This window comes from Stenotrophomonas sp. GD04024 (assembly GCF_029837545.1).
Taxonomy (GTDB): Bacteria; Pseudomonadota; Gammaproteobacteria; order Xanthomonadales; family Xanthomonadaceae; genus Stenotrophomonas; species Stenotrophomonas forensis.
In genome coordinates this window covers 1-14,449 of record NZ_JAOEDV010000100.1, presented here as the reverse complement: position 1 = coordinate 14,449, position 14,449 = coordinate 1, and the positions used below count along the sequence as shown (strand labels likewise).

The following is a 14,449-nucleotide window of genomic DNA, read 5'->3' as shown; positions in this document are numbered from 1 at the left end:
TGACTCACTTCAGATTTCAGTATCTAAGCAAGCTCAGCTGCTGAAAGTCTCCCGTGGTTGTTATTACTATCGCCCAAAACCTGTGAGTGCATCAGATCTGAAGCTGATGCGGTGTATGGATGAGTTACATATGCAATACCCTTTTGCAGGTAGCCGTATGATGCGTGATTTGTTGAATCGTCAAGGACATCATATAGGACGACGTCATACACGTACTTTAATGAAGAAAATGGGCATTAATGCGTTATATTGCAAACCAAATTTAAGCCAGGCTAATCAAGCTCACCGCAAATATCCATATCTGCTCAAAGGATTGGCTATTCAGCGCAGTAATCAAGTGTGGTCTACGGATATAACGTATATCCCTATGGCAAAAGGCTTTGTTTATTTATGTGCTGTGATTGATTGGCATAGCCGCAAGGTACTTGCGCATAGAGTATCGATTAGTATGGAGGTTACATTTTGCATAGAAACATTAAATGAAGCTATTGAAAAATATGGTCGACCTGAAATATTTAATACAGACCAAGGCAGTCAGTTTACCAGTGATGCATTTATTGATGTATTGAAATCAAATGGCATTCAAATCAGTATGGATGGTAAAGGTCGATGGGTTGATAATGTGATGGTTGAACGATTATGGCGGAGCGTTAAATATGAAGAGGTGTATCTCAAAGCCTACAGCAATGTTTTGGATGCGAAGAAGCAATTAAACGCATATTTTGAATTTTATAATTTGAAACGACCTCATTCGAGTCTGGACAAAATGACTCCAGATGAGTTTTACTATGACCAGCTACCACAACAAAATAAGGTAGCTTAACTAGAGCAGAGTATCACTTATAAATAAGCTTTTAGTTGTTCAAACATGTGGGACCACCTCTAAATGTCTGAAAAACGCTTATCTTTTTTAGATCGCAACCTGACGCTATGGATTTTTATTGCCATGGCCTTAGGCATTGCCATCGGAAACTTCTTTCCTCAGGCTTCTGTCGCACTCGATAAATTAAGCATTGATTCAGTGAATATTCCAATCGCGATTGGTCTTATTCTAATGATGTATCCACCACTGGCAAAAGTGAACTATGCGACTTTGCCACAAGTGTTTAAGGATAAGAAAACCCTTACTTTGTCCTTAGTACAAAACTGGCTGATCGCGCCAGTACTCATGTTTGCCCTGGCAATCATATTTTTACATAGTTATCCAGAATATATGACCGGTGTCATCCTGATTGGTCTTGCTCGATGTATTGCCATGGTTCTGGTGTGGAATGGCTTGGCCTGTGGTGATAATCAATATGTTGCAGCATTAGTTGCCTTTAACAGCATCTTCCAGATTCTATTTTTCAGTACCTATGCCTGGTTATTCCTGACCTTCCTTCCACCCTATTTTGGTGTCGCTTCGCAGGTCATTAATGTCGATTTCTGGACCATCACCCATGCTGTTCTGGTTTATCTTGGTATTCCGTTCTTATTAGGTTTCTTAACGCGATGGATTTTGGTGAAACAGAAAGGCGTGGAATGGTATGAAACCAAGTTCATTCCGAAAATCAGTCCGCTGAGTTTAATGGCTTTGCTGTTCACCATTCTGGCCATGTTTAGCCTAAAAGGCGGTGATGTCGTGAGTCTTCCGCTTGAAGTTTTACGCATCGCGATTCCTTTAACCATTTACTTCGTTTTAATGTTCTTCATCAGCTTCTTTATGAGTAAATGGATGGGCAATGACTATCCTAAGACCACAGCAATTGCATTTACCGCAGCGGGGAATAATTTTGAATTATCACTTGCAGTAGCGATTGCAACTTTTGGTATCGCTTCGCCTGTTGCTTTTACCACGATTATTGGCCCACTGGTCGAAGTTCCTGTGTTGATTGCCTTGGTGAGTGTTTCACTCTGGCTGAGAAAGAAAGTTTTTAAAGAGGCCTAACTCTATGAATCTCCCAAATGTAGATCTAAATCTTCTTGAGCAACCCACCTTTGAAAAAGTTCAAGCCAAAGAACTTGCTCATCCTCCGCGAATTTTGCTGCTGTATGGCTCTAATCGAGAACGTTCTTACAGTCGCCTTGCAGTTCTTGAAGCCGGTCGAATCCTTGAGCATTTTGGGGCGGAAATAAAAATCTTTCATCCTAAAGGGCTTCCTTTACCAGAAGATGCGGATACTGAGCATCCAAAAGTAAAAGAACTGCATGAGCTTTTAGCATGGTCAGAAGGCATGGTCTGGTGTTCACCTGAACGCCATGGTTCTATGAGTTCAATCTTTAAATCTCAAATCGACTGGATTCCACTGGCAGGAGGGGCAATCCGTGCTACCCAAGGTAAAACTCTTGCCTTGATGCAAGTCAGTGGCGGATCACAGTCATTTAACAGCCTGAACCAGATGCGTATTTTGGGGCGGTGGATGCGGATGATCACCATTCCAAATCAGTCTTCAGTTCCAAAAGCTTTTTTGGAGTTTGAAGAAGATGGACGAATGAAACCTTCGGCTTTCTATGACCGGATTGTGGATGTGATGGAAGAGTTATTTAAGTTCACCCTACTGACTCGTGGACAAAGCAAATACCTGACAGATCGTTATTCTGAACGCAAGGAATCGGCTGAAGAGTTGTCCAAGCGTGTAAATCAGCGCAGTTTATAAATGCTGGATGGTATTAAATACTGCGCCTCATTGCCAGGTCAGTAACACTTTTATGCTGTACCGATGAAGTGCTGTTAAAGGTACAATGAATATTGTAAAAACCCAGTCTTCATGATTGGGTTTTTACATTAAAGAAGTCAGAGATAAATAAGGAAAAGGTGAAGGCTTTGAACCAGAAACAGACTGAAACTGATGTGATCATTATCGGTGGTGGGCAGGCCGCTTTATCTACCGCTTATTTTTTAAAGCGCAAGAAAATCCCATTCATTATATTGGATGAGCAAAATCAAGCGGGGGGTGCCTGGCTGCATACCTGGGAGTCATTGCGTCTTTTTTCTCCTAATACCTGGAGTTCTCTATCCGGTTGGATGATGCCCATCACTGAACAGACCTATCCAACACGAAATGAGGTGATCCAGTATTTATCGGCTTATGAACAGAGATATCAATTTTTGATTGTTCGTCCAGTACATGTCGATCGTGTGGAATCGAAGGGAAAGTATTTAGACGTATATGCTGGAGAAAAGTTTTGGCGAGCCAAGGTGGTGGTCAGTGCAACAGGGACATGGCGCCAGCCGTTTATTCCTGATTATCCGGGACAGGAAAACTTTCAAGGCACGCAGTTACATTCAGCCCATTACCTGAATGCAGATTCATTTAAAGATAAGAAAGTCATCGTGGTGGGTGGGGGGAATTCGGGCGCGCAAATACTCGCTGAGGTTTCACAAGTTGCTGAAACCATTTGGGTCACAAAAACTCCGCCTCAATTTTTACCTGATGATGTCGATGGTCGAGTACTGTTTTTAAGAGCAACTGAGCGTTTAAAAGTACAACAAGAAGGAAGAAAAGTTGACCAGCCAATAGGTGGCCTAGGTGATATTGTGATGATCGATAGTGTCAAAGAGGCAAGGAATAGAGGAGTCTTACATAGCCGTCCACCTTTTCAATCTTTAGCTACAGATACAGTTATTTGGCCAGATGGAAAAAAAGAGAAAATTGATGTGATTATTTGGTGTACTGGATTTAAGGCTTCATTAAATCATCTAAAAAGTATAGATATAGTAGAGCGAGATAACTTTGTAGAAGTTCAAAATGGAAGGTCTATTAAGTTACCTAACTTGTGGTTAGTTGGATATGGAGATTGGACAGGTATGGCATCTGCAACATTAATTGGCGTTTCTAGAACAGCGAGAGCTACAGTAGATGAGATCTTCACTTATCTACAAGAAATTAATACTAAAAAATTTTCAGAATAATTATCCATATCGAGTATAAGAATTTTAGAATCGGTTTTGTGTCTAGGCTACTGGGAGCATTCCAATATTTTGATTATTATTTCACTAAAAGTGTCTACAAGATCATGCTCTTCATTAAGCCATAATTTTTGATATTTAAACCTAATTTCATGAATTGCACTAAAAAGAGGGAACTCTTTCATAATTTATAATTAAATTAGAAGTTTTCTTAGGAAGCTGTTTAATATTATTGATATCTATACAGTTTTTCTTGTAAAAGCGCTTCATTTATAGTGAGTATTTCAATAAAATAAGGGAGCTAGCTCCCTTATTTTATTCATTTGCTAATTAAAAATTACTCGCAACTTGATATGTGATGAATGAAAAGATGTAGGCTAATGCAAACAAATAAGTTGCCATAATGATGGGCTGTTTCCAGCTGCCAGTTTCTCGTCTAATTGTTGCTAACGTAGCAAGACAATGGGGAGCAAAAATAAACCATACCAATAATGATAAACCTGTGGCTAACCCCCATCCATCCGGGCCTGAAATTTGACTTAACAGACTTTGAGTTACTGTATCTTCATCACCTGACATCGCATAAATCACCCCAAGAGCAGCAATTACAACTTCCCTTGCTGCCATAGCAGGAATGAGTGCAATACATATTTCCCATGTAAACCCAATAGGCGCAAATATAGGATGAATTAAATGCCCTAACTGACCAGCTAAACTATAGTTAATGGCCGGCATGGTTGCATTATCTGGTGGTTGAGGGAACGTGACTAGCACCCATAACAAGATAGACAGCGCAACGATAATGCCACCAACTCGTTTTAAGAAAATAGTTGCCCTATCATATAAGCCTAATGCAATATTTCTAATATCTGGAATTCGGTATGTGGGAAGTTCAAAAATAAAAATACTTTCAGTTTTATCTTTTCGAACCAACTTCAGAAAGACTGAAACTAATAACGCTGAGACTATTCCCGACATATAAAGACCAAAAAGGACTAATCCTTGCAGACTTAACCAGCCGTAGATTAATTGGTTGGGAATAAATGCCGCGATCAATAAAGCATATACTGGCAATCTTGCTGAACAGGTCATCAAGGGTGCAATCATAATTGTTGCTAATCGGTCCCGTTCAGAGCTGATACTTCTGGTTGCCATAATTCCGGGAATGGCACAAGCAAAACTGGATAGCAGAGGAATAAATGAACGGCCGCTAAGCCCGGCTTTAGACATTAATTTATCTAAAAGAAATGCTGCCCGGGGTAAATAGCCTGACTCTTCAAGCATTAAAATGAAGAAGAATAAAATCAAAATCTGAGGCATATATGCAAGCACGCTACCTGCACCAGCAATTACCCCATCCACAACCAAGCTTTTTAATAGAGGATGTTGGATTAGTGGTCCAATAAAATCACTGAGCCATGCGACAAAATTTTCAATGAATTCAATAAAAGGCGTTGCCCATATAAATACCGCCTGGAACATCACAAACATGGTTAAAGTTAAGATTACTAAACCCAATACAGGATGTAGAAAAATTTTATCTAGAAATGCGGTTCTTTTATCACCACTGTCATTATTTAAAATAACTTGTTTGGTGATTTGTTTGACCTGTTCAAAATGACTTAATTCAGAATGATAAGGAGTAATAAAAAGATTTTTTTGATCTAATTGATTAATTAAATCTTGAATTCCTTTTGTTTTAACTGCGACAGCTTCAACTACAGGGATACCTAACAGTTGAGACAGTTTATCCTTATCAATGGAAATACCACGCTTTTTGACCTCATCCATCATATTTAATACAAGAATCATAGGGCGATTTAGAGCACGAACTTCGAGAACCAAGCTCAAATGTAAGCTTAAATTTGTGGCATCTACAACGCATATAAAAATATCGGGTAGAACTTCACCTTTTAGCTCGCCCAAACAAACTGCCCTGGTGACTTCTTCATCTAAACTACTAGGTTTTAAACTGTAAGTTCCGGGTAAGTCCAATACTCGTACTGCATCACCAGAAGGTAATTTAAAAGAACCTTCTTTTCTTTCTACGGTAACTCCAGCATAGTTGGCAACTTTTTGTCGCGTACCAGTAAGCGTATTAAATAAAGAGGTTTTTCCACAATTTGGATTACCGACTAATGCAATGTTCTTAATCTTCATTGGATACTAACTCTACAAAAATTCTTTCAGCTTCATTCTTTCTTAATGCGAATCTTGAAGTTTCAATTTGAACTAAAACAGGATCTCCGCCAAAAACACCTTTAGCGAGTACTTGTAGAGTTTCACCCTCTCTAAAACCTAATAGTTGGAGCCGTTCCAATACGGGATCAGTGGTATGACTGTATTGATTACCTTTTTTGAGATCTCTAATTTTGACGATCTGATTTTGTTTAACTTGAAATAGATTCATTTTCGATACTCTTACTTCAAAGCCAAAATCTTTCGAGCACCATTAAGCACGAATAAAGAAACCAGGATGCCAATGATTAAGTCTGGGTAAGCTGATCCCGTCCACGCCACGAGTACACCGGCAAATATAACGCCCATATTTACGACAACGTCATTCGCCGAGAAAATCCAACTGGCTTTCATATGTGCGCCATCTTCTCGATGACCAGAAATAAGATATAAGCATGTCACGTTAGCTATAAGTGCGAGCAGGCCAATAACAATCATGAGCGTTGATTCTGGCTCGCTTCCAAACATGAATCGTCTAATGACATCAATAATCACGATGACAGCAAGTAATAACTGAATCCAACCTGCGAAATGGGCTGCTTTCACTTGATATTTCGCAGCTTTTCCGACGGCATATAGCGCAATACCATAAACGGCTGCATCGGCAAACATATCTAGAGAATCAGCAATCAATCCTGTAGACGCAGCAATAATTCCGCTGATGAATTCTATAAAGAAAAGTAGAGCATTAATGCCTAATAACAGTTTAAGTACTTTAGCTTGTCTCACAGGATCAGGTTCATTAGGTATATCGCCTGAAGAAAGCTGTGTTTCATCAAGTTTCGCCCCAAAACCCAGTCCTTCAAGTTTGGCCGTAATTTGCTGACTCCCTTCATTATGGAAGACTTTCAGTTTTCGATTGGGAAGATCAAAAGTAAGACCTTTAACTGCTTCAATATCTGCAAGAGCCATACGGACCATTTGCTCTTCAGCAGAGCAATCCATTTTAGGAATGGTATAGGTACTTGTTTGCTTAGCCTGTTGATTGCTTATATAAGTTTCAGTCTTCACAAGCTTTGCACCAAAACCCAAAGCTTCAAGTTTGGTAGTTATATTTTCATCTTTTTGATTATGTAGAACCTTTAAAGACCGGTTAGGTAAATCAAAGATGAGTTTTTGAACACCATCAATTGAAGATAGCGCCATACGAACCATCTGTTCTTCCGCAGAACAATCCATTTTGGGAACTAAGTATTCACTCATGTAGTGCGAATTTTTTAAAACGTCTTCAGTGCTTAAATTTTCTTTGGGATCAGAACCACAACAGGATTGAGCGGTATCTTCACAACTGTTTGAAGTGTTACAGCAAGGAGATGAAGATTTTTCTTCTTCCTCTTCACCACAACAGCTAAGCGTATTATTACAATTCTTTGAATTGTTTGCTTCTGCAATTGATGGATGATTTTCTTGTTGAGATTTCTTATCTTTGCATGGTGTTTCTTTACTACATCCACAACCACTCATAATTATACCCATTAAAAAAATTTATAAACTTTGAATATTAGAATCCCTATAGTTACTATAGAGTCAAGATTTTTTGGAAATACCAACTCAATGCATTTAAAAATTGGTGAACTCTCTAAAAAAACCTCATGTTCAGTATTAACAATTAGGTTTTATGAAAAGGAAGGTTTAATTCCGGAACCCGAAAGAACGGAAGGAAATTACCGCCTTTACGATATAGGCTATGTTGAGCGAATTAAGTTTATTTTGAATTGCCGAACTTTAAATATGAGTTTGAATGAAATTCGTCAATTACTCACCTATAAAGATAATCCCAAGAAAAATTGTTCAGATGTGAATGAATTAATTGACTTACATGTCAGTGCTATCAGAGAAAATATAATCAAGCAACAAAAGCTTATTGAACAATTATCTGATTTAAGAGGTACTTGTGATGGTTTATGTACAATTGACCAATGTGGAGTTCTAAAAAATCTAGCTTGATTATCTAGACCTATGCTTTTTTCAAAAACTCTGTATATCTTTACTTAAGGCTGCAAAAAGATTAAGGTGACTTAAATTTTGTGATCAGATCTTAGATAGCTTTGGTTAGCTTCCGATTGGTGTTTTAAATACAGATTTGTGTATGAAGAGAAAAACATTTCTAATCCAGATATTGGTACTCTTATTCACATTCCAGAATATTTGGAGTGTGGCAGAGGCTGCGTGTCTGCATGAAATGCTAAACATACCCAATTCAATACTCTCTAATCCAATCGATTTAGACGAAAAGAGTGATAGTCCTAGTCAAGCACTTTATTCCTTAGAAAACTATAAAGAAATTTATGACTATTGTCAGAAGGTTTGTTTTAACGAAAAGTGCTGTCATTTCTCAAATACAATCGTGATTCAGATTGACCCACCCGATGATTTGAAGCTTAAAACTCATTTTGAGACAGTCCTTACACCATCTTATTTGGGAAGAACTTTTTATAAATCCCCTTATCTGAATCAATTAACACCCCCTCCTGATTTGCCCCTACTATTGGTGGGGTAGTCTTATAAAAGCCCACCACTCCTAATCTCATTATGTGTGGGGCATTTCATGTCAAAAAACAAATTATATCAGGATACTTCTATCCTGAATTTATCCTGGTCAGCATTCCGTACAGGTGTCTTGCTATCAGCAATGATCAGCTTGAGTACTTCTGTAGTCGCCAGTCCTCAAGATTTAACGCTGCGACAAGCTGAACCGTACCGGGTTTGTCGGAGACTTTTTTATTTAAGTTAGGCCACCTGACCTAACGGGTTAATCTTATCATAGTACATTGCTTCAAACTCAAAAGGTGATACATAACCCAGTGCACTGTGTACACGCTCTTTATTGAACCAATCTACCCAGTTTAGTGTCGCAAGTTGTACATCCGCTAAACCTTGCCAATCCGCTTTTAAATATTCAATCACCTCTGTTTTGTATAAGCCATTCACCGTTTCAGCCAAAGCATTATCGTATGAATCACCGGTCGTACCGACTGATGCTCGTAAATTTGCTGCTTCTAAACGATTGGTATAACGAATGGAAAGATATTGCACGCCTCTGTCACTATGATGAATCACGTTCTTTGGCATGCCTCGATCATGCAATGCTTGCTCCAGTGCATCGAGCACCATATCTGTATTCATACGTGTTGATACTTTCCATCCAACAATTGCTCGCGAGAACACATCAATAATAAAGGCGGTATAGACCCAGCCTGAATGAGTTTGAATATACGTGAAGTCAGCGACCCACAGCTGGTCAGGATGATCTGCATTAAAATTGCGTTTTACTAAGTCATCTGCTCGTTTTTGATCATCTCGGCTACGGGTGGTTTGTTTATTCTTACCACGCCAAACACCTTGTATACCTAGCTTCTGCATCAATCGAGCAACTGTACAACGTGCGATAACATAACCTTCACGTTTCAATTGTTGCCAGACCTTACGCACACCATATCGACCTAAACTTTCTTTCCAAATACGTTTGATTTGCTCTGCATGATGTAAATCATGCAGAGCACGTTTCGCTCGATGTTCTGGGTTATCAACGAGATCTAAAGCCCGATAATAGGTCGAAGCTGCAATCGGTAAAATTCTACAAATCGCCTCAACACCATATAACGCCTTATTGTTATGGATAAAATCCACCATTATTTGTGTGGGCGGTCGAGCTCCGCCTGGGCGAAAAAAGCGGCTGCTTTACGTAGAATTTCGTTAGCACGTTGCAGTTCTTTATTTTCACGTTCGAGTTGTTTAATACGTTCTTGATCTGAAAGTTGCTGTACTTTAATTGGGTTTTGTTTATCTAAATATTTTTGATACCAAACACGTAGAGTTTCAGGAGTACAACCTATCTTGGGAGCAATAGCGGTGATTGCAGCCCAAGTAGAAGGATAATCTTTTTCAGATTCAATCAATAATTGAACCGCTCTATCTCTGATTTCAGGGGTGTATTTTACTTTTTTCATCGGGACATTCTCTCAAGAAAAGTGGTCTCCGACAAACCCGGTACGGTTCAATGCTGACTATACTTACAATCTTGGTTCTGGAATTGTTAGTGTCACCGTTGGGCCAGATGGTAAGGGTGGAAGGGTGATTATAGTACCTGAGCCAAATCCTGATTCAAATATGACTAAGCCTTGTGAGGGGGCAGGCTGTAAAGAAGGAGAAGATTTAGTTCCTGCTGGAGGAGCAATCAGATTTATTCCAAATCGATGGTATGAACGTTATGCAAAAACGAGTTGATATCATGAAAAAAGAAACTGGGAAAATACGCTCTCACCACGGCTATGGTTTTACTTTAATTGAGCTGATGGTAACAGTTGCAATTGTCGCGATTTTTGCTGCAATTGCATTCCCAAGTTATCAAGCTTATACAAGAAAAGCTTATGCTGCACAGACTCAACAGGAAATTGAAAAACTGGCTGAGCAATTAGAACGACACAAAGCCCGTAACTTTAATTATAAAGGCTTTGATGCAAGTTTTTTGTATAAAGATGCAAGTGGTGTTTTAATTTCAAATTTTAATAACAATAAACAAGAGCTTAGTCTTCCAGTGGATGGCTCTTCTACGAAATACATACTTTCTATTGTAGATCAAACGGAGGGGAATCCTCTGTTGATTAACTCAACATCTTTGGGGCAGGGCTGGGCAATTAAGGCATTAAGCACTGATGATAAGAATGATAGTTTTTTAAAAACTAGCAACGGTATTCAATGTAAAAATAAAACCAAAGCAAATATCACTTTTTCGGGATGTGGTGTGGGGAGCGAGATATGGTAGCACATCATCAATTTTCAATAGATCGCGGGTTTACTTTAATCGAGCTCATGGTGGTGGTCGCTATAGTGGCCATCTTAGTGTCGATAGCTTATCCAAATTATCAAAAGTATGCACAACGTACTAAAAGGACAGATGCGCAGGCGGAAATGTTAAATATAGCTAAAAGCATGATGCAATATAAAAACAGCAATTCATCTTTTGCAGGAGCAACGGTTGCTAACGTATATGGCGGAACTGTCACACCTCAACAAGGGACTGCTTTATATCGTTTAACATTTAATCCTAGTCCTGCTATTGCAACAGGATGGACATTAGTCGCTACGCCAATAGAGAATACGTCGCAGGATGGTGATGGAATCATTTGTCTCAATGACCAAGGTCAAAAATATTGGACCAAAGGTGCGACTACTTGTGTTCTTTCAGCTATCTCTACGTGGGACGGTCGCTAAGATAATTTTTGGACCGTAAACTGCTAGCGCTTAAAATTGAATTAAATGGTCATTTAAAATTCGTAAAAAGTGCAGCGTGAAAAGATTATCGCCGTATTAATGAAGCATTTAAGTTTTTACTACATGAGTGCTATGATTTTCGATCGTATATACACGGCTTGGCTTTTCACAATTGATCCTAGATTAAACGTTCAATCTTTTATAGAAGCTTCTAATTATATAAAGAAAGGAGTAACAATATTACAGATTTTAAGGAATAATGAAAAAAGAGATTTTTATTGATTAGTCGTTATTAATATAAGATCAACAGGTAATCCTCATGCAAAATAATTGAATTCAAAATTAGGAAATCGCATAATCCTGTTAAAGAATTTTTTTTTTGAAAATATCTAAATATTCAGACAGCTTAAACATAAGTATTTTAAAGTAAGCTGAATCAGGAACACTTGCTCCTAACTTATGCCGTGAACTTGGCATGAGTTCCGCTATAAAGCTCAATTGGATGAGCAAAATGAGACTATTGCCAGCTTGCCATATGAAGCTTACCAATGGAAATAGGACTTGAGGCTTTCAGCAATTATAGAGGCGTTAAAAAATATAAATGAAGTCTAATTAAAGTAAGCGTCCGCTGAACCCCACTTTTTCTAACGCATGTATATGCCGATAGTGTCCACTTAAATTTTAGTGGACACCTATTTATGGATTTAAAGACAGTTACAGACAGTGCACCGACGCTAAAAAAGCCCCGCCGAACCTTCACAGCTGAATTTAAAAATAAGCTTATTCAACAATGCCAGCAGCCAGACACATCTGTGGCCAAGGTTGCAATGCAACATCAGATCAATGCCAATCTACTGCATAAATGGATTCGCCAGTCCGAATCAATGCCCCCTCCATTAAAAAGACCGCCTAGCCCACAGGCCGACTTTCTTCCTGTCATTGCTCACCCGATGCCAGTCAAACAAGAGACATCACCGCCGTCTGTACCAGAGGAGAAAGCTACTGCCTATATCAGGATTCCACTGCATGAGGAACAACATTCCGTAAGACATCAAATGATTGAAATCGAGTGGCCTGTGGAATCAACAACTGAATTGCTATGTCTGCTGCAAGGCTTGATCAAATGATTCGTATTGATGAAATATGGTTGTCTACCCAGCCCATGGATATGCGAGCAGGTACAGATACTTCACTTGCTCAAGTTCTTAAAGCCTTCGGCTGTGTCAAACCGCATTGTGCTTATCTGTTCTGTAATAAACGTGGTCATCGTATGAAAGTATTGGTACATGATGGATTGGGTATTTGGCTCTGTGCAAGGCGGCTGGAACAAGGGAAATTCCACTGGGCTAAGATTCATCAGGGTGAAACAATGAGTATCAGTGTAGAACAATTACAGGCACTGATTCAGGGTTTAGCCTGGCAGAGAATTGGACAATCTCAGGTGGTCAATATGCTCTAAACCAGATAGATCTATTTTGCCATCCTCCAAAGGATCTATTTCCTCCTTGACCTGATCTCAGGCATACTGCGGTCATGAATATATTGCCTAATTTAAGCCAACTGACCCATGAACAATTACTGGAATTTACCAGACAGTTGGCAGTGCAGAATCGGCAACTTGTAGAAGATAAGCAGCAGCTTGAAGCATCAAAACAACAGTTAGAACAATCTAATCAACACCTAGATGCCAAAGTTCAACATCTTTCCATTCTCACGCAAAAATACGAGCATGAACTTGCTCTGTTTAAACGACATAAATTCGCTCAGAAGAATGAACACTTAACAGCTAAACAAATTAGCCTGTTAGATGAAGCAGTCGAAGAAGACATCGCAGCCGTTGATCTTGAATTGGAACGACTGAATGCGGATCAACCCAACACCCATAAAACCAAGGCAATCAAACCTAAACGTCGAGCACTGCCAGATCATCTCGCCACCATTCGTATAGAGCATGAACCCGCCTCAATAGTATGCACTTGTGGCTGTACTTTGCGTCGTATCGGTGAAGATGTCAGTGAGAAACTGACCTTTAAATCCGCACAGTTTATGAAAGAGCAGCATATCCGTGGCAAATGGGTGTGTGATCAGTGCGAAATCATCAAGCAGGAACCGATGCCTGCTTATGTGATTGATAAAGGCATTGCGAGCCCTGAACTGCTCAGCCATGTACTGGTTTGCAAATATGCGGACCATTTACCTTTATACCGTCAGAGACTGATCTACCAACGAGCTGGCGTAGACTTGGCTCGATCCACTTTAGCTGATTGGGTGGGCCGTTGCGGCGTGGAACTTGAGCCATTGGCAGAAGCTTTAAAACAGATCATATTACAACAACAGGTGATTCATGCAGATGAAACGCCTGTGACCGTGATGCAGATTGCTGAGAAGAAACCGAAGAAAGGTTATGTCTGGGCTTATGCCACCACACAGTACAATTCGATTCAAGCGATCGTGTATGACTTTCAAGCGAGTCGATCAGGTCAACATGCCGAAGATTTCCTTAAAGGCTGGCAAGGTCATCTGGTCTGTGATGATTACAGTGGTTATAAGGCACGTTTTGCCTCAGGTCAGATGATTGAAGTGGGTTGTATGGCGCATGCCCGTCGTAAATTCCATGAGCTGCATGTGACGGGTAAAAGTTTGATTGCTGAGCAAGCGTTATCAATGATTCAACAGCTTTACCGAATTGAAGCAGAATTAAGAGACATTCCAGACTGTACAGCAGAACAACGACGACAGCGAAGGCAACAGGACAGTGAGCCAATCATGCAGCAACTGTATGATTGGCTCAAACAACATCAGCTCAAAGTACCAGCAAGTTCGCCTACGGCAAAAGCGATCAATTACAGTCTAAAACGTTGGTCTGCCTTAAGCCGTTATTTGGATGATGGTCATTTGCCTATATGTAATAACTGGGTGGAAAATCAAATGCGACCATGGGCTTTGGGACGTAAGAACTGGTTATTTGCTGGCTCATTGCGAAGTGGTCAACGGGCAGCCAATATCATGACGTTAATTCAGTCCGCCAAGCTCAATGGTCTTGATCCATATGCTTATTTAACCGATGTTCTTAGAAGGTTACCAACGCATAAAATGAAAGACATTGAA

14 protein-coding genes and 1 other annotated feature are annotated in these 14,449 nt (G+C 39.6%); of the genes, 10 read left to right on the top strand and 4 right to left on the bottom strand.

Annotated features, from left to right (window positions below):
• The 4 genes from N7590_RS20165 to N7590_RS20150 all read left to right on the top strand — a co-directional run.
• The coding region (locus tag N7590_RS20165) for an IS3 family transposase (RefSeq protein ID WP_264752319.1) at window positions 1-823 on the top strand (823 nt) is incomplete at its 5' end.
• 63 nt (window positions 824-886) lie between these two features.
• Window positions 887-1,927 (top strand): ACR3 family arsenite efflux transporter, encoded by a 1,041-nt coding sequence (gene arsB / locus N7590_RS20160; protein ID WP_004644740.1) that lies wholly within the window; start codon window positions 887-889, stop codon window positions 1,925-1,927.
• 4 nt (window positions 1,928-1,931) lie between these two features.
• On the top strand, window positions 1,932-2,636 hold the full coding sequence (gene arsH / locus N7590_RS20155) for an arsenical resistance protein ArsH (protein WP_004644739.1): 705 nt from the start codon (window positions 1,932-1,934) through the stop codon (window positions 2,634-2,636).
• 158 nt (window positions 2,637-2,794) lie between these two features.
• On the top strand, window positions 2,795-3,892 hold the full coding sequence (locus tag N7590_RS20150; protein ID WP_080972013.1) for an ArsO family NAD(P)H-dependent flavin-containing monooxygenase: 1,098 nt from the start codon (window positions 2,795-2,797) through the stop codon (window positions 3,890-3,892).
• 327 nt (window positions 3,893-4,219) lie between these two features.
• Here N7590_RS20150 and N7590_RS20145 read toward each other — a convergent pair whose 3' ends face one another.
• The 3 genes from N7590_RS20145 to N7590_RS20135 are packed head-to-tail and all read right to left on the bottom strand — an operon-like array spanning window position 4,220 to window position 7,306.
• On the bottom strand, window positions 4,220-6,049 hold the full coding sequence (locus N7590_RS20145; protein WP_005105970.1) for a ferrous iron transporter B: 1,830 nt from the start codon (window positions 6,047-6,049) through the stop codon (window positions 4,220-4,222).
• Window positions 6,039-6,299: a FeoA family protein gene (locus N7590_RS20140; protein ID WP_004665962.1), complete on the bottom strand. Its 261-nt coding sequence runs from the start codon at window positions 6,297-6,299 to the stop codon at window positions 6,039-6,041. Before N7590_RS20140 ends, N7590_RS20145 begins: the two co-directional genes overlap by 11 nt.
• 11 nt (window positions 6,300-6,310) lie before the next feature.
• Window positions 6,311-7,306 (bottom strand): cation diffusion facilitator family transporter, encoded by a 996-nt coding sequence (locus tag N7590_RS20135; protein ID WP_345781942.1) that lies wholly within the window; start codon window positions 7,304-7,306, stop codon window positions 6,311-6,313.
• A 375-nt stretch (window positions 7,307-7,681) separates the two neighbouring features.
• Between N7590_RS20135 and cadR the strand changes: the two genes are divergently transcribed.
• Complete coding sequence (cadR, locus tag N7590_RS20130) at window positions 7,682-8,074, top strand: Cd(II)/Pb(II)-responsive transcriptional regulator (protein WP_004281856.1); 393 nt, start codon at window positions 7,682-7,684, stop codon at window positions 8,072-8,074.
• Window positions 8,075-8,857: 783 nt separating this feature from the next.
• Here cadR and N7590_RS20125 read toward each other — a convergent pair.
• Window positions 8,858-10,077, bottom strand: a protein-coding gene (locus N7590_RS20125) for an IS3 family transposase (protein ID WP_148356657.1) whose coding sequence is annotated in 2 segments (ribosomal slippage) — window positions 8,858-9,801 and window positions 9,801-10,077 — 1,221 coding nt in all. Because the reading frame shifts where the segments join, the coding sequence is not laid out codon by codon here.
• Window positions 9,686-9,802: a sequence feature (AL1L pseudoknot), on the bottom strand. Its footprint overlaps the gene before it by 117 nt.
• Before the next feature lie 281 nt (window positions 10,078-10,358).
• On the opposite strand from N7590_RS20125, the gene N7590_RS20120 reads away from it, so the two are divergent.
• The 5 genes from N7590_RS20120 to N7590_RS20100 form a co-directional block, all read left to right on the top strand.
• Window positions 10,359-10,892, top strand: coding sequence for a prepilin-type N-terminal cleavage/methylation domain-containing protein (locus N7590_RS20120; protein WP_004988651.1), 534 nt, complete (start codon window positions 10,359-10,361; stop codon window positions 10,890-10,892).
• Window positions 10,886-11,341, top strand: coding sequence for a type IV pilin protein (locus N7590_RS20115; protein ID WP_004988647.1), 456 nt, complete (start codon window positions 10,886-10,888; stop codon window positions 11,339-11,341). Before N7590_RS20120 ends, N7590_RS20115 begins: the two co-directional genes overlap by 7 nt.
• A gap of 698 nt (window positions 11,342-12,039) precedes the next feature.
• On the top strand, window positions 12,040-12,468 hold the full coding sequence (locus tag N7590_RS20110) for a transposase (RefSeq protein ID WP_004985693.1): 429 nt from the start codon (window positions 12,040-12,042) through the stop codon (window positions 12,466-12,468).
• Window positions 12,465-12,800, top strand: coding sequence for an IS66 family insertion sequence element accessory protein TnpB (tnpB, locus tag N7590_RS20105; protein WP_004985691.1), 336 nt, complete (start codon window positions 12,465-12,467; stop codon window positions 12,798-12,800). The genes N7590_RS20110 and tnpB overlap by 4 nt, the downstream gene beginning before the upstream one ends.
• A 74-nt stretch (window positions 12,801-12,874) precedes the next feature.
• Window positions 12,875-14,449 (top strand): IS66 family transposase (locus N7590_RS20100; protein ID WP_279935829.1); only part of this gene is annotated, 1,575 nt, incomplete at its 3' end.

Bases quoted from the DNA above. Each gene is read 5' to 3' on its own strand.
- arsB (WP_004644740.1), top strand. From the start codon at position 887: ATGTCTGAAAAACGCTTATCTTTTTTAGATCGCAACCTGACGCTATGG.
- arsH (WP_004644739.1), top strand. From the start codon at position 1,932: ATGAATCTCCCAAATGTAGATCTAAATCTTCTTGAGCAACCCACCTTT.
- N7590_RS20145 (WP_005105970.1), bottom strand. From the start codon at position 6,049: ATGAAGATTAAGAACATTGCATTAGTCGGTAATCCAAATTGTGGAAAA.
- N7590_RS20140 (WP_004665962.1), bottom strand. From the start codon at position 6,299: ATGAATCTATTTCAAGTTAAACAAAATCAGATCGTCAAAATTAGAGAT.
- N7590_RS20135 (WP_345781942.1), bottom strand. From the start codon at position 7,306: ATGGATTGTTCTGCGGAAGAACAGATGGTTCGTATGGCGCTATCTTCA.
- cadR (WP_004281856.1), top strand. From the start codon at position 7,682: ATGCATTTAAAAATTGGTGAACTCTCTAAAAAAACCTCATGTTCAGTA.
- N7590_RS20120 (WP_004988651.1), top strand. From the start codon at position 10,359: ATGAAAAAAGAAACTGGGAAAATACGCTCTCACCACGGCTATGGTTTT.
- N7590_RS20115 (WP_004988647.1), top strand. From the start codon at position 10,886: ATGGTAGCACATCATCAATTTTCAATAGATCGCGGGTTTACTTTAATC.
- N7590_RS20110 (WP_004985693.1), top strand. From the start codon at position 12,040: ATGGATTTAAAGACAGTTACAGACAGTGCACCGACGCTAAAAAAGCCC.
- tnpB (WP_004985691.1), top strand. From the start codon at position 12,465: ATGATTCGTATTGATGAAATATGGTTGTCTACCCAGCCCATGGATATG.